Annotated in this window: 18 protein-coding genes; 9 read left to right on the top strand and 9 right to left on the bottom strand. The window is 50.9% G+C overall.

The annotated features are described in order from the left end of the window. Positions 1–5: 5 nt before the first annotated feature. Positions 6–1,064: a response regulator gene (locus tag ACTJJS_RS06830; protein ID WP_440662987.1), complete on the top strand. Its 1,059-nt coding sequence runs from the start codon at positions 6–8 to the stop codon at positions 1,062–1,064. A 274-nt stretch (positions 1,065–1,338) separates the two neighbouring features. Here ACTJJS_RS06830 and ACTJJS_RS06825 read toward each other — a convergent pair whose 3' ends face one another. Beyond that, complete coding sequence (locus ACTJJS_RS06825; protein ID WP_168872185.1) at positions 1,339–1,725, bottom strand: hypothetical protein; 387 nt, start codon at positions 1,723–1,725, stop codon at positions 1,339–1,341. Between the two features lie 11 nt (positions 1,726–1,736). Continuing rightward, the gene (locus ACTJJS_RS06820; RefSeq protein WP_440662986.1) at positions 1,737–2,420 is read right to left on the bottom strand and encodes a hypothetical protein; all 684 of its coding nucleotides are present in this window, start codon (positions 2,418–2,420) and stop codon (positions 1,737–1,739) included. Positions 2,421–2,634: 214 nt separating this feature from the next. Here ACTJJS_RS06820 and ACTJJS_RS06815 point away from each other — a divergent pair, with 214 nt between their 5' ends. Beyond that, on the top strand, positions 2,635–3,000 hold the full coding sequence (locus tag ACTJJS_RS06815; protein WP_440662985.1) for a hypothetical protein: 366 nt from the start codon (positions 2,635–2,637) through the stop codon (positions 2,998–3,000). 7 nt (positions 3,001–3,007) lie between these two features. Here the strand turns inward: ACTJJS_RS06815 and ACTJJS_RS06810 are convergent, their stop codons facing one another. Further along, the gene (locus tag ACTJJS_RS06810) at positions 3,008–4,513 is read right to left on the bottom strand and encodes an ArnT family glycosyltransferase (protein WP_440662984.1); all 1,506 of its coding nucleotides are present in this window, start codon (positions 4,511–4,513) and stop codon (positions 3,008–3,010) included. 184 nt (positions 4,514–4,697) lie between these two features. Between ACTJJS_RS06810 and ACTJJS_RS06805 the strand changes: the two genes are divergently transcribed. Genes ACTJJS_RS06805 through ACTJJS_RS06795 form a run of 3 tightly spaced genes read left to right on the top strand, consistent with a single transcriptional unit; the run spans position 4,698 to position 9,498 of the window. Beyond that, positions 4,698–7,214, top strand: coding sequence for a cation-translocating P-type ATPase (locus tag ACTJJS_RS06805; protein WP_440662983.1), 2,517 nt, complete (start codon positions 4,698–4,700; stop codon positions 7,212–7,214). Between the two features lie 5 nt (positions 7,215–7,219). Continuing rightward, entirely contained in the window at positions 7,220–8,185 is a 966-nt protein-coding gene (locus tag ACTJJS_RS06800) for a 2-hydroxyacid dehydrogenase (RefSeq protein WP_440662982.1), read from the top strand. Between the two features lie 50 nt (positions 8,186–8,235). Beyond that, positions 8,236–9,498 carry an acetyl-CoA C-acetyltransferase gene (locus tag ACTJJS_RS06795; RefSeq protein ID WP_440662981.1) on the top strand — a complete coding sequence of 421 codons (1,263 nt, stop codon included), beginning with the start codon at positions 8,236–8,238 and terminating at the stop codon, positions 9,496–9,498. Positions 9,499–9,505: 7 nt separating this feature from the next. Here ACTJJS_RS06795 and ACTJJS_RS06790 read toward each other — a convergent pair whose 3' ends face one another. Beyond that, on the bottom strand, positions 9,506–10,651 hold the full coding sequence (locus ACTJJS_RS06790) for a redoxin domain-containing protein (RefSeq protein WP_440662980.1): 1,146 nt from the start codon (positions 10,649–10,651) through the stop codon (positions 9,506–9,508). A gap of 113 nt (positions 10,652–10,764) precedes the next feature. On the opposite strand from ACTJJS_RS06790, the gene ACTJJS_RS06785 reads away from it, so the two are divergent. Then, on the top strand, positions 10,765–10,986 hold the full coding sequence (locus ACTJJS_RS06785; RefSeq protein ID WP_440662979.1) for a hypothetical protein: 222 nt from the start codon (positions 10,765–10,767) through the stop codon (positions 10,984–10,986). 125 nt (positions 10,987–11,111) lie between these two features. Here the strand turns inward: ACTJJS_RS06785 and ACTJJS_RS06780 are convergent, their stop codons facing one another. The 5 genes from ACTJJS_RS06780 to ACTJJS_RS06760 all read right to left on the bottom strand — a co-directional run bounded on the left by ACTJJS_RS06780 (position 11,112) and on the right by ACTJJS_RS06760 (position 17,952). After that, positions 11,112–11,687 (bottom strand): DUF1543 domain-containing protein, encoded by a 576-nt coding sequence (locus ACTJJS_RS06780; protein WP_440662978.1) that lies wholly within the window; start codon positions 11,685–11,687, stop codon positions 11,112–11,114. 28 nt (positions 11,688–11,715) lie between these two features. Further along, entirely contained in the window at positions 11,716–14,385 is a 2,670-nt protein-coding gene (locus tag ACTJJS_RS06775) for a GH116 family glycosyl-hydrolase (protein WP_440662977.1), read from the bottom strand. 89 nt (positions 14,386–14,474) lie between these two features. After that, the gene (locus ACTJJS_RS06770) at positions 14,475–15,530 is read right to left on the bottom strand and encodes a Fic family protein (RefSeq protein ID WP_440662976.1); all 1,056 of its coding nucleotides are present in this window, start codon (positions 15,528–15,530) and stop codon (positions 14,475–14,477) included. A gap of 314 nt (positions 15,531–15,844) precedes the next feature. Beyond that, entirely contained in the window at positions 15,845–16,945 is a 1,101-nt protein-coding gene (locus ACTJJS_RS06765) for a FecR family protein (RefSeq protein WP_440662975.1), read from the bottom strand. A gap of 56 nt (positions 16,946–17,001) precedes the next feature. Then, positions 17,002–17,952, bottom strand: coding sequence for a YheT family hydrolase (locus ACTJJS_RS06760; RefSeq protein ID WP_440662974.1), 951 nt, complete (start codon positions 17,950–17,952; stop codon positions 17,002–17,004). Between the two features lie 120 nt (positions 17,953–18,072). Between ACTJJS_RS06760 and ACTJJS_RS06755 the strand changes: the two genes are divergently transcribed. The 3 genes from ACTJJS_RS06755 to ACTJJS_RS06745 all read left to right on the top strand — a co-directional run bounded on the left by ACTJJS_RS06755 (position 18,073) and on the right by ACTJJS_RS06745 (position 21,607). After that, on the top strand, positions 18,073–18,915 hold the full coding sequence (locus tag ACTJJS_RS06755; protein ID WP_440662973.1) for a helix-turn-helix domain-containing protein: 843 nt from the start codon (positions 18,073–18,075) through the stop codon (positions 18,913–18,915). Positions 18,916–18,992: 77 nt separating this feature from the next. Next, on the top strand, positions 18,993–20,195 hold the full coding sequence (locus ACTJJS_RS06750) for an MFS transporter (RefSeq protein ID WP_440662972.1): 1,203 nt from the start codon (positions 18,993–18,995) through the stop codon (positions 20,193–20,195). Next, complete coding sequence (locus ACTJJS_RS06745; RefSeq protein ID WP_440662971.1) at positions 20,192–21,607, top strand: amidohydrolase family protein; 1,416 nt, start codon at positions 20,192–20,194, stop codon at positions 21,605–21,607. Before ACTJJS_RS06750 ends, ACTJJS_RS06745 begins: the two co-directional genes overlap by 4 nt. The last annotated feature ends 4 nt before the right edge of the window (positions 21,608–21,611 follow it).

The raw sequence follows: 21,611 nt of genomic DNA, 5'->3' as shown, positions 1-21,611 counted from the left end.
ATATCTTGGAAAAAATCCTGTTAATCGAAGACAACAAAGATATCCGTGATAACCTGGCGGAGATTCTTGAACTGGCCAATTACCATGTACTGACGGCCTCCAACGGCAAAGAGGGTGTGACCATAGCCCTGGAGCAACAGCCCGATCTCATTGTATGCGATATCATGATGCCCGTACTCGACGGCTACGGCGTACTGCATATGCTGCATAAGAATGAAAGCCTCCGCCCTATTCCCTTCATTTTTCTGACCGCCAAAACGGAACGCACCGATGTCAGAAAAGGGATGGAGATGGGCGCCGACGACTACATCACCAAACCGTTTGAAGGCGCAGAACTGCTCAGTGCCATCGAAAGCCGCCTCAGAAGATGTGCGGAAATACGGCAGCCCGAATCCTCCGGCATCAGCGGGCTACATACGCTGCTGTCCAGCACATCGGGGAAAGACCTGCTGGCCTCCCTGAAGGAAGGCCGCAACACCAATCATTATAAAAAAAAGCAACAGATATACGCCGCCGGCAACAGGCCGGAAAGCCTGTACTATATCATGGAAGGCAAGGTGAAAATCTATCAGCGTAATGACGACGGGAAAGAACTGATCACCGGGTTGTATAACGAAGGGGATTTTCTGGGTTATACAGCACTATTGGAAGCGGGCGCTTACCAGGAAAGCGCGGAGGCGATCGAAGACACCGTACTGGCCATCATTCCGCACCAGGATTTTGAAGAACTGGTCAACAACAACCCGGAGGTATTGAGCCGTTTTGTACAACTGCTGGCTAAAAATATCGCAGAAAAAGAACAACAGCTGATCGCGCTGGCTTACAGCTCCCTGCGTAAAAAAGTGGCTTCCGCCCTGATTACGCTGGACCATAAGTACAACACCACACAAAAAGCACATTTTGAAATAGACATCAGCCGGGAGAACCTCGCTGCTGTGGCCGGAGTGGCCAAGGAGTCACTGATAAGGACGCTGGGGGATTTCAGGGACGAACAACTGATTACCTTGCGGGACGGTACCATTGTGCTGATGGAAAAAGATAAAATTGCCGCGATGCGCAACTGATACGGTTTAAAACACTTTTTGCCCCGGGCCAGTGAGCCCGGGGAACAAAAAATGATCTCCACACATCGTCACTTTCACATTCCCCACAATATCAAACCCACATCTTCGCATAGCACTTTCACATTCCCCATCCATTCACAAACCATCCCCACACTCACTTTCACAATCTTTTCCCCACGCTGTCATTCTCTCATTTTCGCTACACTTTCATCCGCACATTCACATCACATCTTTTACAATCGTCTTCCTTCTCATTTATCAATCATTCAGGTATCTACTCTAATTGCCAGTTGCGCAGCAGGTTATTGAACGCCGCTTTCATTTTTTCAAATTCTTCCTGCATTTTCCGCATATCCTGCGTCAGCACCGGCCAATCGTGTGGCGCTTCTTCTCTGGGCTGTGGCACAATGTCCAGCCAGTCCAGCTGCTCCATCACTTCGTGCCGCAATAGTTTCAGGGATTCATTTTTACTGATCATCTTTTCCTGAAACGCTTCGGCCTGGTCCAGAAATTCCCGGGAATTGGTATGGCGCAGAGAGGCAGTCAGCCTGTCCAACAGTGCTGTGTTCTCTTTTCTCAAGCCTTCCAAAATACTTAGCCACCCTCTGCATATCTGCTGGTCCTGCAGATTCTTCCCTCTTATTTCTTCCCGGTTGTTCATAGTAAGTACTGCTAATTATAATACACCTGCAGACCATTTAGCCTTTGCTGGTCTTCCCAGTGTTGCAGCAAGGTAACCATTCCACGCTGTATCAATGACATTTCCTTGATGCTGTTGACCAGGTCCTGCATTTTTTTATCTGCACAAATATCATAAATATTACTGTCACCGTCAATACATTTTTGTAAATATCTGGCGGTCCGGTTGCTTTCCCGGATAAAGGCCTTCATCACATCTCTCACGTTACCGTGATAGTCGGGCCTGAAAGACTGGAAACTGGTGTCATCAGCCTTGATACGGACAGCCGGTTTCATCTCTTTTTCGAGGCTTTGCAACACGACTGCCTGATAAGTGCTCAGCTCACGGTAATAGCTGATGATCACTTCGTTGAACTCCATAAAGCCTGTGGCATTATGCTCCTGCCGGCTGGCCACATACAGCGCTTCCAGTTTGCGGGAGAGCTTCACTGCATGAGGCAATGCTGTATCCTTCAACTGCCGGGCCAGTTCCGCCGCATAAAATCCGTTGAAGTCAAATAACTGTCGATGGTTTTCCAGCAACGTTTTGATACCAGACCTGGATTTATATTGTTTGAAAATATATCCTCCGCACTGGCGCAGCCTCCTGATCGGATAAAAAAGAAAGCCTTCACAAAATCTCCGCTGCAGGGATGAGGAAAAGAAACCGGTAAACATATGCGTTCATATTAAAAAAAGAAAAACATTAAATATTCCCGACATCACAAAGGTACCTCCGCCCCCAACCCTGAACAATGATGAACGTGGCAACATGGAATGATTGTCATCAATGTAACCGGTGACCACCGTCACCGAAATCCGTATGATTATCGTAACTTAATGGTACAGATCTATTTGTAAACCCTTAAGAAACCCATATATGCTCACCCCTGTGGAAAAACTCAGACAGCTGGAAAACGTCACCACGCCAGCTTACTCCTTTCAGTACCTCCTGCTGGTCAGCGCCGGTGACTATACTTTCCTGCAGGAAATTGCCTCCATGTACCTCGATGCAATGATAAACTATGTGGACAACTGCCGCCAGATCGCAGCAGATAAAGACCTTGCATCCCTGAAACAACAAACCCATAAGATAGCGACCTCCTTCAACAGTCTCGGCATGGAATATCTTCAGCCGTGTTTTGACCAGATCAAACATACCAGCGCGTGGGACCACGCCACGCAAAACAGTCTTACCATGCTGATCACCACGGCGGAAGATAATGTGCCCCTGGTGAAAAAAGACCTGGACCTGTAAACACCCGCTATTCCCTGGCCGGCTGCAACGGCGGTTGATAATCGAAACAACGGTACACCAGAAACTTACGTACCACCCTGCCATGCAGTTTTACAATGATAGGCGGCAATGGCTCCACATCTGAGAAATAGGGTTGCAGTTCCTTTACAAATACCTGTTCATCCTTATCATCCGCCACATCCGTCAGCGAATTGATAAAGATGGCATTCCTGCCTTCCAGCCTGCGCAGGTCAGTGCCTATATAATCAAATTGAAGTGCAGGCTCTCCAATGACATTCCGTGAATACACCAGCTCAGGAAGATAAAAATTGAGCATGGCGCTCGTTTTATAATCATCTGCCGAAAAAATAAAATCATTGGGGTACTGTCTGCGTATCTCCCTGGCCGCCTTTCCCAGCCCTTCCCAGCCGATCATCGTATCATCCGAATGAATAGGCACCGGGTAAAAAATGATCTCCACCGCCAGCGCCACATGCACGGCCACAGACACGGCCCACTGCCAGCGGATATATTTCATGCCCATCCACGCGCTTACCCAGATAATACCCGTGATATAGCCAGGCATCATCCAGTTGAGCTTCACCCAATAAACCGGAGAAATCACCATAAAACCCAAAAATGACGGCAGGAAAAAACACAGCAGGAACAGCTGCTTCACAGGCACCCGCCAGCCTCTCCGCCGGTAACGCCCGAACGCCTTGTACAAATAATAAAACAATGCGCCCAGCAACACCGGTATCAATACCGCCGCCTGATGGCCAATGACGCCCAGGAAATCCAGGGGATGCAGCTCCATGCCGCCTACTCTTCCGGACGACTGAAAACGGAAAGAGGCAAACTGGTTGTCCACATTCCATATCACCACCGGGGAAATAGTCAGGAGAAAAAAAGCAATGGCCAGCAATAACCATGGCGACCAGAGGTAACGCCGGTAACGGGCAGACAACAATAAAAACAAGACAGCGCCCGCCGGTAAAAAAATACCAGTGTACTTACTGTCAAAGGCAAGACCCATTGCAATACCGGTCCATACCCATGCAGCACGGCTGCCTTCAAACAGCGCCTTGTACAAAGCGATCAGTGAAATACTCCACCACAGCATCAGCGGCACGTCCGGCGTAGACACGAGCGACAGCAACGTGACCATCAGCGTGGAATACAGCAGCAGCCCGGCATTCCAGGCGCGGTGCCGCGACAGGAAAAAGGTGGCCAGGCGGTAAAAAGCCAGCATTGTTCCTATAGTCACCAGCGTGTCTGCCAGTTTAATCACCCAGGCATGCCGGCCCAATACGTCCGTAAAGATCCGCAGCGTATAGGCTATAGCCGGCGGGTGATCAAAGTAGGACAATGCCAGATGCTGGCCGTAAAAAAAATAATACGCATCCTGAGGCATCAGCCCCATAGCGCCGACAAAAGAAAGTCTTAGTACAGTAACTATAGAGATGGCAGCTACCAGCCATTTGTTCGCAAAGAGGTATCTGAAAAACAGACTGCTCGGGCCAGGTTTCCGCATGAGTTGTGACGACAGTTAAATAAATAAGCCCACAAGAACCATTCCGGACGTGTTTCCGTACGGAAGATAACACTTTTGCCTGTTGCCCCGCTATTATTTATTATATTAGACCTGCGATTATTTCCCCATCCTGATGCAAACTGTGGCGGTTTTCAACGGCAGTATCAACAAAAAAATCCGGTGTATGGCAGCAGCAAAAATAAATCTCCCTGAAAATATACGTGGTCTGGATGATGCAGCAGTAGCTGCTTCCAGAGAAGAGAACGGCCGTAATATTCCGCCGGAGCCTTCCATCAACCCGGTCCTGGCGTTATTGAAGGAGATATTGCAGGAACCCATGCTGATGTTGCTGATAGCCGTAACGGCCATCTATTTTGTGTTAGGCGAATGGGGCGAAGCCTATTTTATGCTGGCTGCCATCGCCCTGGTGTCCGGCATTTCTTTTTACCAGGATAGCCGTAGCCGTAAGGCACTGGAAGCGCTGGAGAAAATGAATGAACCCCTGAGTAAAGTGATCCGTAACGGCACGCTGCAATCCATCTCCACAGCTGATATTGTTATCGGCGACATGCTGGTCATCTCGGAAGGCAATACTGTCAATGCCGACGGCGTGATTGTGCACAGCAACGATTTCTCCGTAAATGAATCCGCGCTGACGGGGGAAGCCTTTGCTGTATTTAAGGAAGCAGACAGCGACGACCCCTATGTATACAGCGGCACCGTGGTCGTGTCCGGCCTGGCCATCTGCCAGGTGGAACAGATCGGGGAACAGACAAAGATAGGACAGCTGGGCAAGGCCATCCTGGACATCCGGGAAGAGCCCACGCCGCTGCAACAGCAGATAGAACAATTTGTAAAATGGATGGCCATTGTCGGAATCGGTGTGTTCCTGGCGGTATGGCTGTACAATTTCATACAAAGCCGCAGCCTGACCGGCAGCCTCCTGAAAGGCCTTACCCTGGCCATGTCTATCCTGCCGGAAGAGATACCCGTGGCCTTCACCACTTTTATGGCGCTCGGCTCCAGACGGCTGATGCAGCTGGGCATTATCGTCAAAAAGATACGTACCGTGGAAGCCCTGGGCAGCGCCACCGTTATCTGTACCGATAAAACCGGCACCATTACGGAAAACAGAATGAGCCTGCAATCGGTGTATAACGCTGCCGACCATACGCTGTATGAAAACGGCCAGTGGCCTGCCGCCGTTATCCGCGCCGCCATGTGGGCCAGCGAACCCGTACCGTTTGACCCCATGGAGAAAACGTTGCACCAGTTGTACGCACAGACAACGGAAACGGATGAACGCCCGCAGTACCGCATCGTGCATGAATACCCCCTGGAAGGCAAACCACCCATGATGACCCACGTGTTCGAAACAAACGACGGCCAACGGATCGTCGCCGCCAAAGGTGCGCCGGAAGCTATTCTCCGCGTTTGTCATCTGCCGGAGGCAGAAAAAAGCCAGGTACAACAACAGCTCAGTCAACTGGCAGAAAAAGGCTACCGTATACTGGGAGTGGCCACCTCCGGCTTCACCGGCACAGATTATCCGGCCCAACAACAGGACCTGCCCTTTTCCTTTATCGGGCTGGTGGCTTTTTACGATCCTCCAAAAGCCAATATCGGACAGGTCTTCCAGCAGTTCTATCAGGCAGGCATCGATATCAAGATCATCACCGGCGACAACAGCGCCACCACCAAAGCCATTGCCGCACAGGCAGGACTTCAGCACGCGGAAGAAGCCATAGACGGAGAAACGCTGATGCAACAATCTCTCCCTGACATGCAGGCTACCCTGCAACGGGTGAACATCTTCACCCGCATGTTCCCCGAAGCCAAACTGGCCGCTATCGACGCGCTCAAAGCAGACAACCAGGTGGTGGCCATGACCGGCGACGGCGTCAACGACGGCCCCGCCCTGAAAGCCGCCCACATCGGCATCGCCATGGGAAAGAAAGGCACTGAGATCGCCAAACAGGCGGCAGCGCTGATCCTCGCCAACGACGACCTCTCCGGCATGGTAGACGCCGTGGCCATGGGCAGAAGGATCTACACCAATATCAAAAAAGCAGTACAATACATTATCTCCATTCATATTCCCATCATCCTCACCGTATCATTACCGTTGTTCCTCGGATGGGCATACCCCAATATTTTCACACCGGTACACGTGATCTTCCTGGAACTCATCATGGGACCTACCTGCTCCATCGTCTATGAAAACGAACCCATGGAACCCAATGCCATGCAGCTTCCGCCACGTCCTATCAGCCAAACGTTCCTCTCTTTCAAGGAGATGGCCGTCAGCCTGCTGCAGGGACTGGTGATCACCGCCGGCGTGCTGGGTATCTATCAGTACAGCCTGTCACAGGGACATGATGAAGTGTACACCCGCAGCATGGTCTTCACCACGCTTGTGCTGGCCAACGTATTTCTCACTCAGGTCAACCGCTCCTTCTATTATTCATTTATCGCCAGTATGCGCAACCATAACAAGCTAATGGTCGGCGTTATCCTGATCACGCTGGCATTGCTGGCCGCCATGCTTTACATACCGCCGGTAGCTGGATTTTTCAGTATCACGGCGCTGGATATACGCTCTTTGCTGACCTGTGCCGCCGTTGGCGCGATATCTGTATGGTGGTTTGAGCTCTGGAAATGGAGCAAAAGACTAAAAAATACGGCAACAGAAAATCAATAAATGTTATGAAAATATTTGCGACAAGGGTAATTCCCCCCGACGGACTGGAGCTATTACAACGTGCAGGCCTTACCGTTACCCAATGGACCGAAAAGCGCGGGCTTTCCGCAGCAGAACTGATTACCCGCTGTCAACAGTACGACGCGCTGCTGCTGGCCAGCGACAACCACATAGACCGTGCTTTCCTGGAGCAATGCCGTCACCTGAAAATCATCGCATTATTATCTGTTGGATATGATAAGGTAGACGTAGCCGCCGCCAATGAACTGCGTATACCCGTGACCAATACACCGGGCGTATTAAGCGCCGCCACTGCCGATACCGCTTTCCTGCTGGTGTTGTCCGTGGCCCGCAAAGCATTTTTCCATTACAAACGTATCCTGCGCGGCGAATGGAATTTCTCTGAACCGACGGCCAATCTGGGTATTGACCTGGAAGGGAAAACGCTCGGTATCTGGGGACTGGGGAATATTGGTCATGTGATGGCCAAACGTTGCGTCGCCGCATTTGGCATGAAAGTGATCTATCATAACCGTGGCCGCAACGAAGCCGCAGAAAAAGAGCTGGGCGCCGTCAGGGTTTCTTTTGAAGAACTGCTGGCGCAAAGTGATGTGCTCTCTGTTCATACCGCGCTGACACCGGAAACTACCGGTATGTTCAACAAAGATGTTTTCAGACAGATGAAGCCGTCTGCTATTTTTATCAACGCCGCCAGGGGCGCTATCCACAACGAAACCGATCTCATTGCCGCACTGCAGCAGGGCATTATCTGGGGCGCCGGGCTGGATGTGACCAATCCCGAACCCATGCAGCCTGACAATCCGTTACTGGACATGCCTACTGTGGCGGTATTGCCACATATTGGCTCTGCCACCGTAGAAACCCGCAATGCCATGTCGGTGATGGCCGCCAAAAACATACTGGCCGCTTTTGAAGGGGCGCCGCTGCCCAACCAGGTCACCAGCCTTTAACAGCATGGTCGCTTCTTTCATTTTAAGTACCTTTAAGTAAATGCGCTTTTATGAGAAAAGTGGCTGTTATCGGCGGGAAACGTATCCCTTTCGTTAAATCCTTCCGGGAATATAACCGGGTTTCCAACCAGGAAATGCTGACGGCCTGTCTGCACTCCCTTGTCAGTACCTATCAGCTGGAAGGCGTCCGCATCGGTGATGTGGCGCTGGGCGCGCTGCTGAACCGTTCCACCGAATGGAACTTTGCCCGTGAATGTGTGCTGGGCACCGCCCTCGATCCACACACGCCGGCCTACAACGTGCAACGCGCCTGTGGCACCAGCCTTGATGCCGCTATCCAGCTGGGCCTGCGCATCGCAGCCGGACAGATAGAAACCGGCATCGCCGGCGGCAGCGACACCAACAGCGATCTGCCACTGATGCTGCAACAACAACTCTCCTGGAAACTTACCGCGCTCAGAGCCGCTAAAACACTGGGCGAAAGATTACGGATACTCAGCTCTGTCCGTTTCCGCGAACTGTCACCGCTCTACCCTTCCATCGTGGAACCGCGCACCGGCCTCTCTATGGGACAACATACAGAAAAGATGGTACAGGAATGGGGCATCAGCCGACAGGACCAGGACGCACTGGCCTATACCAGCCATATGAACGCTACCCGTGCCTATATGGCCGGTTTCTTTGAAGGCCTGGTCATCCCCTTTAAAAATGTCAGCCGTGATACCATTGTCCGCTCCGATACCACGCCCGAAAAACTGGCTACGCTGAAACCTGCCTTTGACCATACCGGCAAAGGCACGCTCACCGCGGGCAACAGCACCATTTATACCGACGGCGCCGCCGCCTTGCTGCTGGCGTCCGAAGAATATGCACAGCGCAGACAATGGCCAGTGCTGGCCTACCTGACAGACGGAGAGACCGCCGCGGTAGACTATGTACATGGCGAAGGACTACTGATGGCGCCTACGTACGCCGTAGCAAGATTGCTGAAACGCAACAATCTGCGCTTACAGGATTTTGATGTGTATGAAATTCATGAAGCATTCTGCGGGCAGGTACTCTGTACCCTCAAAGCCTGGGAGGACGCCGCCTACTGTAAGAAACTGGGGCTGGACGCACCATTGGGAAGGATAGACCGCAGTAAACTGAACACCAAAGGGGGCAGTGTGGCCATCGGTCATCCGTTTGCTGCCACTGGGGCAAGGATTGTGGCACAAACGGCCAAAATACTCCAGGAACGCGGCGAAGGCAGGGCACTGGTGTCTATCTGCACCGCCGGTGGCATGGGCGTTACCGCGATCCTGGAGCGATAATCATCTATTATTGTAACAATTTGGCCAGCTCCTGCTGCAGCGCTTCGCCACGCAGGTTGGTAGCAATGATCTTTCCGTTAGGGTCTATCAGGAAATTCTGTGGGATGGAACGGATCATATACAACGCCGCAGCATCTGCTTTCCACCATTTCAGGTCACTTACATGATGCCATGCAAGGCCGTCCTTTTCAATCGCTTCTGTCCATTTATCATGCTGTCCTTCACGGTCAAGGGATACGCCCAGCACCGTAAAGTTTTTGTCTTTATACTGCTGGAAAGCTTTTACCACATTAGGATTTTCCGCACGGCAAGGGCCGCACCAGCTGGCCCAGAAATCGAGCAGCACATATTTGCCTTTCAGGTCAGACAGTTTCAGCGTTTTACCATCCGGCGTAGTGGACGCAAAATCAGGCGCTGGTTGATTAATACCCAGTTTGGCAGAGGCCTTCAGCAGGTTCTGAACTGACAGCCCTAAAGACGATTGACGCAATGCAGGGCTGAATTTCGCAAAACGTTTTTCAGCAGCAGCCACATCTTTTACAGGGCTGCCGAGGTTTTCCCTGAAGTTGGCCAGGCTGATATAATAGTCCGGATGCGCGTCGATAAAGGCATTCACCATCTCTTCCTGCTTATCAAACAGCACGTCCATACGCCTGCCACGAGCCATCATGCCGGCTGTATCTGTTTTGCCGTCAGGCGACTGCATCAACTGCATGTATTCCTTACGGGCGGAATCGATTTGCCGTCTTACGTCTTTCAGTTGTTCCTGCAACTGCTCTTCCTGTGCATTGATCAGTGCTCCTTTAACGAGACTTTTCGCCAACAGGTTGCCGCCGCCTGTAGTATCTTTCACAGTCAGGGTAACTTTGTCACCAGGTGCCAGATACAGCACCTTCACCCCACGGTAGATCTTGCTGTCTTCTTTTTTGGAGACACGTAACATTGCCTGAAGGGTGTCTTTCAACGGGTAGGACAACGAGAAAGCGCTTTTTTCCACCTTAGCGGAATCCAGCGGTGTAGAGCCTTTCATCAGATAGACATACTCATTGTTGAAAACAGGCGGTATTTTACCTTTGATCGTTACTCCTGTCTTTTGAGCATACTGGTGAGTCATGCCTGCCATAGCAGCGCATACGAGAAAAATTTTTTTCATCAGTTGGTTTATGGTTGGTTGTGGCCGGAAAAGTATTAAAAAAACGGGAGAAATGATTTACCGTTCATCCCTATGGCGTAGTCTTTGTGACCGTTTTGGTAAAATCATGTGCTATGGCAAAAGAACGTAAACCTGCTGGTCAGCCCGATAATAACGAACATCATAGCGAACGGGAAGAGACCGGTGAATTCCATCAGACAGAAGAAACCAGCAACTATGGAGTTGTACAGCCCAACTCGCCGAGCCAGGTGGACCAGGAAGACCAGGAAGAACTCGAATTCGACGAAGACCTCGATGAGCATTCACAGGAAGAAATTGATGAAGAAAACCCCTGAAGGAATTACGAATTACAAATTACGAATTACGAATTGTAGCCGTTTATAACTGAACGCTTATTAGTAATCGTTCTGTAAGTAAACTTACAATTCGTAATTCGTAATTCGTAATTCGTAATTCGTAATTATATTTTGTGAAGCTGGAAATAACCCAAATGCAGTTCGTCTTCCGGTACAGGTTCTGCTACCTGCGTAACTTTCAGCTGATACAATGTTCTCACCGGTCCTGGTAAGATATCTTTTACCGGAATGATATCATCTACATCCACTCCATATTTATCATCAACATGAGAGGTGGCTGCAGGGGAAGCATCGGAAGAAAAACCGGCGTGTTTATAAAAAGCGGTTTCTTTTGCTTCCCGGATAGCGGCGCCGATATCTTTGCTTACACTGAGCATTTTATAATGATACTCTTCCATTTCTCCCGGCTTATATCCGCCAAGGTTCAGGAAATACAGCTGTTCCGGGTTATCTACCACTTCCTCGCGGGGCACTACCGTAATATGATAGTTGCCAACGCTGGTCACTTCGCGCCAGGCATCAATATGCAATTTATCGCCGGCTTCGGGCCAGAAGGCTTTCATGGCTGGCACCAGGTCGCTTAGCTTATGCGCGATGCCGAAAAAAACGTCGTGTTGTTCCGTATGACGGCCGGGCGTTGTACAGCCCAGCAATAACATATATAGTTTCAGAGGTTCCATTGATAAAAGTTTTAACGAAAGCGCAAAACTACGAAATCATAGTTACCTGCAATGTTTCCCCTGCATGCAGGGTTACCGGCTGTTGCAACGTAACGGTCACGCGGCCGTTCTCGTGTGTGAACGTAGCAGGCAACTGCCGCGCACCGGCTTTTACCGCTACCGTGGCCGGCCTGGCCTGTTCAAAACAACAGGTCAGCAATGACAGTCTCCCGTATTTCAGTGCCAGCCGGTATTCTCCACGGCCATGCTGTTGTTGCTGCGTAAAGGTGCCCCAGCCTTCAGCCGTAACAAAAGGCGCTTTGAATTGCTCCTTTTGCAACGCAGGCGCAAAGCGGATGTACTGATGCGGGCCATGATAGGCAAATCCGCAGGCAGTGATAAACGTACCGTAACTGGCCATGGCGCGGGCATAGTGGTCGCTGCACTCAATTTCATTGAACGGATTGCGTTTGGCCGCATGGTAACGGTCATGTACCGCTTTGGTGAGCTTCAGCGCTTCGGTGGTCATGCCTTCGGCCATCATATGCGAAGCTACCTGGTGCTCAAAGCCGCTCATGCATTCATTGAAATATCCCAGCTGCCACGCGTCTTTCACGCCGAAAGGATATTCTTCCTTATATGGATTCGTATTCATGATCATGCCCCCTTCGCCCGGCAGGGCATAAGGACGGCCGCCCGGATGGGTGGCCAGGTACGGGCCTACATCTTCCATAAAATTATATTTCCACAAAGCACGCAGGGCAGACAAGGTTTTTTCTTTGTCCAGTATCCTCTCCATACCTACCTGGAACGCCCAGCTCTGGCCATACACCTGGTCAATGTGACAGGTATTGTAGCTGCCGATAACAGAACGGCCCTTCACCTTGTCCGGCTGATGAATAAAGTATTCTCCGTTGTACAACTGTGATTCCATATTCCGGCGGCCTTTTTCCACATAGTCTTTACAGGTGGCGGCAAAAGCAGTATCGCCCGCTTCGGCGGCCATGAGGGCGGCCGCCTGCACCGCCGCAATGCACAGTCCGGCTATCCAGGCTATTTCCCCGTCCCATATGGCATCCAGCGTATTCTCCATGGGCGTGTCTTCCAGGCCGTCGCCATTCCGGTCCTGCCGGATGATAAACTGCGTGGCCTTTTTTATCTGCGGCCAGTTTTGCCGCAAAAAACGATCATCAGTCGTCATTTGATGTTCCCGGTAAATACGCAGCACGGTGCCTGCCTGTCCGTCGATAGCCGGGCGTTTCTCCGCTTCTCCGCGGAAAAGGATGCCGCCATCGGGCTGCATGCCGATGCCCAGGTCCACCCGCTGCCGCGTGTCCCGCTCCAGCGCAGGGAATATCCTCCCTACTGCCTGTGCATATTGCCATACATGCGTACACGTGCCTTCGCAGGAGCCTACGCCCTCCCAGGCATAGAAACGGCCCGATTGAAAGCGGTGCGCGGTAGTGGTGGCGAGCGTGGAGATATTCATAAAGGTGCGCTCCATCAGCCACCAAGGCAGCGACGCGTCGTACCAGGTGTTTTTCCAGAGGCGGCTGTCGCCGGTCAGCCGGGCATGATGCTCCCGTACATAGTTTACTACCGCCGCAGCGTCGGAAAAGTGATTGGCATAATACCGGCCTTTGCCCTGTATGTCTTTAAACGAAAGGTTCGGAAAGTACCAGCCGATGGCAAAGTCAGTACGTATATCCTTTCCCGGTAGCAGGCGATATTTTACCGTTACGCCGGCTGTCAGTTTTTCGTTGATGCCGTGTACGGCGGCCTTATCACGGGACTGGCTAAACGAAGCTGCGGTCAACGGTAATTCCAGTTGTGTAGTGATATTCGCTTTTGGATCAAGTGCGGCCAGGCAGAGGTTACCATAATCAGGGCTTTGCAGCAATGCCGCACCGGCAGCATCTTTGGCCCGTACGGCAGACAATACGCCTTTCCAGCCTTTGCCACCGGTAGCGGTGTTAATACGCTCATGCAGCTTGTCTTCCGCATTATATATGGCTGCCTTGTTCTCCAGCCATCCCAGCAGAGTGGCCTCCACCGGCACTTTGCCTTTATTCCGGATATGAAAGGAAAGCAGTGTGACCGGCAAGCCGGAATCATCTTCCTGCAATGGTATAAAAGGAGAAAATGCTTCCAGCGTTAGTTCCACCGGTAGCGCAGGATCTGTGTAACGGATGGTCGCTATCGGATAAGTGGCTTCAAAAGCTATCTCCGGCCAGCTGGCTTCGTCCAGCGGCCGGATTATGGTTTCTTTTCCGATGGTGAGCTTCAGCGCCATGCCCTGGTCCAGTGGACGGATATCTTTGGAAGGCTGAATGTAACAGGCGCCATCCCGGGAACGGACTTTTTTCGCCTGCCCGAGCACCGCCTCTTTCCAATCCACTTCTTTAGGCTCGATGCCTTCCTGGTTCCTGTTGAAAATATCCCACAGCCACAAACGGCCGTCACCACCAAGATATACCGTACCGCAAAGAATACCGCCCACCGGCATACCGATGTATTGCAATTCGTTCCTGCTTTTCAGGTAAGTAGTGGTTTGGCCACGGTCATACAAAGACGCCAGCCATGCCGTGTCCGGCTGCTTTGCCAGCAACAGGCTGCCATCTGGTGCAACCGCCCGGCCCAATGCGGGTATCTTTATCAGCATAGTGCCGGCCATGGCCAGCCCGATATTCTGCAGGAATTTTCTGCGTGCAAGTCCCATAGGAGATCAATTGGTCCAGAGCAGAAAGATAATAAAATCAGGAAGGAATATTTTTCAAATATGCGGGTGTGGTGAAAGGCTCAAAAAGGCTAAACTGAGTACCATGATCCACGTCCTACCCCATGTTTTTGAAGGTGTTTGCCATCAACAAGGTTTTCCAGATGCCGTTTTACTGTGTTACGATTAGCATTCGTCAATACTACAATTTCGCCGATTGATAGTCTTCCCTGGGATTTTACCAGTTCCAATATTTTCAAAGACAGGATGGGTAATTGTCCTAGTAGCAATTTCTCACGTTCTACTTTTACTTTCAAGCGATTTTTTTGTTGCTGCAAAGCGTGAAGAAAAAATGATAACCAGGGCATCCAATCTGGAGTATCCGTCTTTAATGAACTTTGAGTCTTCCTTAGTGAAAGATAATATGCATCTTTGCTTTGCTCAATAACGGCTTCTAATGAACTAAATGGAACATAAGCGTAACCGGCCCTCAATAACAATAACGTAGTCAGAATACGACTTAGCCGGCCGTTCCCATCCTGAAAGGGGTGAATAGCGAGAAATACAACAGTGAAAACAGAAATAATTAATAAAGGATGAAGTTCTTTATTCTCAAAAGCTTTTATTGTCCAGTCAACAAGCTCCTCCATTTTCAATGGGGTATCAAAAGGGGTTGCAGTTTCAAATATTACTCCTAAACTTTTACCATTTGGATCGAATGCCTCTACGTGATTGGTAGATTTTTTATAATTGCCCCGATGCCACTCATCTTTACGGCTATACTTTAAGAGATCGCGATGAAGTTGTTTAATATGGCTTTCCGTTGGCGTAATGTCACCAGCGCTTTCAAAGATCATATTCATAACGGCTGCATAACCTGCCACTTCTTCTTCATCGCGTGAGCCAAATTGTTGAATTGAAAGATTGCTCATTAGGATTTCAACCTCCTTATCTGTTAGTTTAGCACCTTCAATACGAGTTGAAGAACCAATACTTTCAATCGTCGCAACCCGTTTCAAACTATAAAGGCGATCCGGAGCGAGTTGCCCCAGGGCTTGCCAAGCCCCTTTAAACTCATCAATTTCAGCAATAAGTGATAAAATCTCAGGAGTGATAAGAATTTTTGAGACAGCATGATCGAGACCCATAAAAATACCCAATTATACCCATAAAAATACCCAATTATACCCAAAACAACAAATAGTAAATATCACAGTGGTAATGGCACGGATTGGAGTGTAATTGAACAGGTAATTGCACACAATGAAGGCGTAAGCAGAAACATTACTGCTATTTAAAAAATATTCAGGACACTATAGATGGTGGAATTTGCTACAAGATTTAATAGCATACAAAGCTCAATGGTACAACTTTGAGTTCAACAACAGAAGCACCAACCAGTGATAGTCAACTTTTCTAAATTTTTTCGATCTCTTCCCCGTTAATAAATCGTTACACTAATTTACGGTTGTGTGAAATGCAACTCGTTACCCAGGAAATAATAGCTGACATGCCCCGAAGCTTCGACTGCCCGCAGGAAGGCCGGCAGCTTATTTTTTTCCAGCGGGCCGGTCACTTCAACATGCGCCATTTCGGGAGCATCGAAGATCACCTGTACGGCAAACCAGCGGTCCAGAATAGGCTTCAGGTCACGTAGCTTCTGGTTGCGGATAGCATATCCTTCTCCTTTCATCCATCCGCGGATAGTAGTAGTATCAAAGGGCGCGGTGCGGATGCCATTGTAATCGCCATAAACACATTCCATGCCCGGCTTCAGCGTCACGGCCTCATCAGATGCTCCCTGGACAGTCACGGCGCCCTGTACCAGTGATACCCTTACCCGTTCATCATCGTAGGCGTTCACATTAAAAGCTGTTCCCGTTACCACGATGGAGGTGTTGGGTGTATGCACTTCAAAAGGTTGTTGTGTATTAGGCGCTACTTTAAACCAGGCCTCCCCTTCGAGGTACACCTCGCGTTTATGGTCGGGAAAACTGAAAGGGAAACGCAGTTTGGAAGCGCAATTGAGCCATACTTCCGTTCCGTCTGACAGCGTGATGCGGTAATCCGCTCCGGGTGGTATCAGCAGGGTATTGAGGGCATAACCTTTGGCGTTACCGCCGTAATGCAGTCCGGTAGAATCGTTGCGCAGCTGTACCTGTCCCACCTGCCATATCTGAAAGGCGCTGTCGCCGGTGAGTGCCAGCGAAGCACGGCCCGGCACCAGCAGTTGCACCGCATTTTTCACCGGCACAAAGTCACGCGTCCGTGCAGGAAATATGCTGTCATGCTGATGGGTATGATAAATGAAAAAGCTGCCGGCGGCCACCATCAACAGCAAAGCGGCAGCAGCCCACACAAACCACTGGCCTGAAAGGCGGCGTGGCGGCGCTGGAGGAACTGTCTGCCGTGCTGCCTCCTGGTGCAACGCGTCCCATGTTTCACGGGCAAGCGGATCACTGTCCAGCAACTGTTTCAGCTGCTGTGCGGCAGATTCGGAGAGGGTACCGTTCCGTTGTTCGTCAAACAACGCCCGTATCAGATCACTACTGTTGGTGGCCATTAACATCAAAATAATAAAAAATAAACACCTGCCGGCGCATTTCTTTCTCCGCGGTGTTAAGCATGTTCCCGGATAAAGGCGAGCGCCCTTTGTTCTGACCAGTAGTAGGGCTCATTAAAAGTCACGAAGCCTACGTGGCCTCCATTAAACGGTGTTTCCAGGAAAAAAGTATCGCTTTGACGCGCTATTTCGTAGGGGTAACAGGCAGGGCTGAGGAAAGGATCGTCTTTCGCATTGACTAACAGCGTAGGAATACTGATCTGCTGCAACACCCGCAGGGAACTACACTGTTCCCAGTATTCAAGGGCATTACGAAAACCGTGCATAGGCCCGGTATAGCGGTCATCGAACTGCCGGAAGCTACGGATCTGCTCAAAACCCTCGAGGCTGATGCCATCGGGATATTGTTGCTTTTTCAGCTCCAGCTTTTCTTTCAGGTTACGAATGAACCGCTGCATGTAAACGATGTTATGTTTTTTTTCCAGTTCAGCGGAACTGCCTTTCAGGTCAACCGGCACCGAAATAGCCACCGCAGACCGGATCACCGGCAGGATGCCACTTCCCCGTTCACCGATGTATTTCAGCGTGACATTGCCTCCCAGGGAAAAACCCACCAGGTGAACAGCCTTATACTTTCCCAGCGACACCAGGTATTGTATCACGGTATGCAGATCGTCCGTTTCTCCACTGTGATAAAACCGCAGCAGTTTGTTGGGTTCCCCGCTGCATCCCCGGAAATTCATGGACACTGTATCAAAACCTGCTTCATTAAAAATATGCACCATCCCCAGCACATATTTCCGGGAGGCGTTGCCTTCGAGACCATGCAAAATCACCACCACCCTGTCCGCCCCCTGTTCGCTGAAATCCAGGTCCAGGAAATCGCCGTCAGGCGTAGTGATACGGCGCCGCTGATAGGCCGCCGGCCTCACCTTCCGGAAGAGGGAAGGATAGATGGTCTGCATATGACGATTGCGTAAAAGGAAAGGCGCTGCGTACTCCATCATTGCTTTTATATCAGGACACAAAGATAAACAGTAAATTGCCGGTGATTACCATAATTTTATCATCATCCTGATATCATCTCTGTCGGATTAATTCATTTATCCTGTAACCAGCAAATCATCATGGCGACCACCGGGCTAAAGACATTGGGCATCGAGAAAATTTTCAATCTCCCCTACCGGCAGGAGGATTTTAAACTGTTGGTGCATGCTCCCATCAATATGCCCGTGATAGACGAAGCGCATAAACATGATTTTTTTATGCTGCTGATCATCGGCCACAAAGGCAGCGGCACTCATACGATCGATTTCAGGGATTATAAGGCAGCACCCCGTACCGTTTTTTTCCTGGCGCCCGGCCAGGCCCACCAGTGGGACCTTTCCGCCAGCACCACCGGTTACCAGGTGATGTTCTCCGGAAATTTTATGTTGCAGAAAGGGCCGATGTGGCCGTTTTTCACACCTTCCGCCCATCCCTCGCTGAAGTTAAGCCCGGAGCAATACGTCCAGCTCGATGCCGAATTGCAGCTGATGATGAAAGAAACAGCCGCCAATATCACGCAACACCGGCTGCAAATTATCCTGTTGCTGTTACAGCGCTGGTATGCTGTCGCCTATCCTTCCGAAACAGCAGCTGCCGGCAATCGGCTCATCAACCGTTTCCTGCAGCTGCTGGAAAAACAATATGCGCAACACAGCGAAGTGAGCTACTATGCCGCTAAGCTGCATGTCACCCCCAGTTATCTCAACACCGTCTGCCGCAGGGAGTCCGGCATCACCGCCGGTGAATATATCCGGGAAAGGTTACTGCTGGAAGCCAAGCGCCTACTCATCCTGACGGATATGGACGTCAAGGAAATCGCCTTCTCCCTCGGCTTCAACGACACCTCCTACTTCTCCCGCTTTTTCAGGAAGTATACCTCGCAAACGCCGTTAGACTTCCGCCGGCAGGCCGGACATCTATAAAAAGTACCCTTCATTCAATAATGAGTGCCATTTTACCCTTTTCATCAATTTTACTTTTGCAGTAAAGGAATAATTGTATGGAAAATATGATAACACTGCCTGTCGAAAGGAAAGGCAGCCGGATATCAAACACACTTGTAATACTGATGGCCGTCACCTGCGGAATGGTGGTAGCCAACATCTATTACAATCAGCCGCTGTTGCTGATGATGGCAGACACCTTCGGTGTCAGCGACAGCAAAGTAAGCGTGATTGCCACCATTACACAGGTGGGATATACGCTGGGGTTACTGTTGATCGTACCGCTGGGTGATAAAACAGAAAGACGTAAACTGATATTATGGAAACTTGCCGGCGCCACGCTTTGTATGTGGGTAGCGGCAGCGTCCATGAACTATTATATGATGGTGGCCGCCAGCCTGTTCATCGGCTTCTTCTCTGCCGTGCCGCAGCTGTTGCTGCCCATGGCCGCCACGCTGGCACCGGATGAAGCCCGCGGCAGAATTGTCGGTAAAGTGATGAGCGGACTGCTGATCGGTATCTTGTTGTCCCGCACCCTCAGTGGTATCATCGGCGCCCATTTAGGCTGGCGCGCGGTATTCCTGCTGGGAGGCGGCATGATGGCACTTCTACTGATGGTGCTTTATCGCCTGTTGCCTGCTGATCCGCCTACCTTCACTGGCAGCTACGGCAGCCTGATGAAATCACTGGTGTCACTGATAAAGACCTATCCGCCGTTACGGCATGCAGCGCTGACCAGCTTCCTGACATTCGGTGCTTTCAGTGTGTTCTGGACTACGCTGGTATTTTTGTTGGAAGGTGCTCCTTTCTTTTATAAAAGCGATATGGTAGGCCTCTTCGGCCTGATCGGCGCCTGTGGCGCACTGGCGGCACCGGCCGCCGGCAAGTCTGCCGACAGCAGAGGGCCGCAGTTCACCCTGCGTATCGGCGTACTGGCCATGCTGGCCTCTTTCGTGATCATGGGCTTCTCCGCCGCCTCACTCACAGGGCTTATCATCGGCGTTGTCCTGCTGGATATCGGTCAACAGGTAACGCATATCTCCAACCAGTCCAAAGTGTTTGCACTGCTTCCCGAAGCACGCAGCAGGCTTAACACCGTGTACATGACCAGCGCCTTCTCAGGTGGCGCCCTCGGCTCACTGCTGGGCGCGCAGGTATGGAGCCACTGGCAGTGGACCGGCGTCTGTACCCTCGGTGGCGCCTTCGTACTCGCCGCGTTTTTACTGAATTTTCAACAACGGAATAATACATCCTCATGAAAAAAAATATCTTAACAGCTCTCTCATTACTCGGCGTGATGACGGTCTCCGCACAACAACCCGCGGACCTGGTCATCTCCCCCGTAAAAGTGATCGATATCAAAACCGGAAAAATCACACCGGACCAGGCCATCGTCATACGGCATGACACTATTCTGGCCGTTACCTCCCTGCAACGCGCACGGCAATACAAGGCCACACAGACTTTCGACGGCGGCAACCAATACGCTATGCCCGGCCTGTGGGACAACCACATGCACTTCGGCGGCGGCGATACCCTTGCAGATGAAAACAAAAACTTCCTGCCGCTGTATCTCGCACATGGCATCACCGCTGTCCGCGACTGCTCCGCAGATATCAGCGCACAGGTATTAAAATGGCGTGACGAAGTAAACAAGGGATCATTGCAGGGGCCGACTATTTTTACGTCCGGCCCCAAACTGGAAGGATATAAATCCGTATGGCTCGGCGATATTGAAATAGACACCACCGCAGAACTGGACCATGCGCTGGACTCACTTCAACGTATGCACGTAGATTTCGTAAAAATCACCGATAATACCATTAAACCGGAACTCTACCTGGAAGCCGTGAAAGCAGCCCGTCAACGTGGCATGATCATTTCCGGGCATGTGCCATATACGCTGACGCTGCAACAGGTGACCGACGCAGGCCTTAGTTCTGTGGAACACCTGTCATACGTCTGGAAAGCTGGCGTAAAAGACGAAGCCGCCCTTTCTCGCAGCATCGCCAATGGCGACATCAAAGGCCGCGATATTAACCGGTACATACTGGCCCATTTTGATACCACCGCCGCGCTGAAGGCCTATCGCCACATGGCAGCAAAAGGCACGGCGGTTACGCCTACCCTTTCACTCGGACAGGTCCTGGCTTATTTTGACCAGGACGATCATGCCCACGACCCTTACCTGGCCTATATCGGCAAAGGATTACAGAAAACATATGAGATGAGGGTAAAGAGAGTAATGAAAGACGACAGCGCCGCTATCGCCTACCGAAAAGAACTATACGAAAAAGAATCCGCTATTCTGCCATTGCTGCAAAAAGCAGGCGTCATGATCATGGCCGGTACCGATGCAGGTTACCTGAACTCCTTCGACTATCCCGGCATCGGGCTTCACCGGGAACTGGCACTGATGGTACATTTCGGGCTTACACCGTTACAGGCGTTGCAGGCTTCTGTGATCAACTCTCCCCTGTTCCTGCATCAGCAAGGCTATGGAGCGCTTGCCGCCGGTAAAAAAGCGGACATCCTGCTGCTTCGTGCCAACCCGCTGGAAGACATTCACAATACAGAAAAAATAAATGCCGTAGTCACGAAAGGCCGTCTGCTGGACCGCTCCGCGCTGGACCAGCTGCTCAATAAAGTGAAAGCGGACAACGCCCGCTGATTTT

This window comes from Chitinophaga sp. 22308 (assembly GCF_052045305.1).
Taxonomy (GTDB): domain Bacteria; phylum Bacteroidota; class Bacteroidia; order Chitinophagales; family Chitinophagaceae; genus Chitinophaga; species Chitinophaga varians_A.
This window is presented reverse-complemented; position numbering and strand designations above follow the sequence as displayed.

Coding starts and splice junctions, on each gene's coding strand:
- ACTJJS_RS06760 (WP_440662974.1), bottom strand. CDS start 17,952: ATGATGGAGTACGCAGCGCCTTTCCTTTTACGCAATCGTCATATGCAG.
- ACTJJS_RS06805 (WP_440662983.1), top strand. CDS start 4,698: ATGGCAGCAGCAAAAATAAATCTCCCTGAAAATATACGTGGTCTGGAT.
- ACTJJS_RS06745 (WP_440662971.1), top strand. CDS start 20,192: ATGAAAAAAAATATCTTAACAGCTCTCTCATTACTCGGCGTGATGACG.
- ACTJJS_RS06825 (WP_168872185.1), bottom strand. CDS start 1,725: ATGAACAACCGGGAAGAAATAAGAGGGAAGAATCTGCAGGACCAGCAG.
- ACTJJS_RS06820 (WP_440662986.1), bottom strand. CDS start 2,420: ATGTTTACCGGTTTCTTTTCCTCATCCCTGCAGCGGAGATTTTGTGAA.
- ACTJJS_RS06765 (WP_440662975.1), bottom strand. CDS start 16,945: ATGGCCACCAACAGTAGTGATCTGATACGGGCGTTGTTTGACGAACAA.
- ACTJJS_RS06795 (WP_440662981.1), top strand. CDS start 8,236: ATGAGAAAAGTGGCTGTTATCGGCGGGAAACGTATCCCTTTCGTTAAA.
- ACTJJS_RS06790 (WP_440662980.1), bottom strand. CDS start 10,651: ATGAAAAAAATTTTTCTCGTATGCGCTGCTATGGCAGGCATGACTCAC.
- ACTJJS_RS06770 (WP_440662976.1), bottom strand. CDS start 15,530: ATGGGTCTCGATCATGCTGTCTCAAAAATTCTTATCACTCCTGAGATT.
- ACTJJS_RS06800 (WP_440662982.1), top strand. CDS start 7,220: ATGAAAATATTTGCGACAAGGGTAATTCCCCCCGACGGACTGGAGCTA.
- ACTJJS_RS06810 (WP_440662984.1), bottom strand. CDS start 4,513: ATGCGGAAACCTGGCCCGAGCAGTCTGTTTTTCAGATACCTCTTTGCG.
- ACTJJS_RS06775 (WP_440662977.1), bottom strand. CDS start 14,385: ATGGGACTTGCACGCAGAAAATTCCTGCAGAATATCGGGCTGGCCATG.
- ACTJJS_RS06785 (WP_440662979.1), top strand. CDS start 10,765: ATGGCAAAAGAACGTAAACCTGCTGGTCAGCCCGATAATAACGAACAT.
- ACTJJS_RS06755 (WP_440662973.1), top strand. CDS start 18,073: ATGGCGACCACCGGGCTAAAGACATTGGGCATCGAGAAAATTTTCAAT.
- ACTJJS_RS06780 (WP_440662978.1), bottom strand. CDS start 11,687: ATGGAACCTCTGAAACTATATATGTTATTGCTGGGCTGTACAACGCCC.
- ACTJJS_RS06750 (WP_440662972.1), top strand. CDS start 18,993: ATGGAAAATATGATAACACTGCCTGTCGAAAGGAAAGGCAGCCGGATA.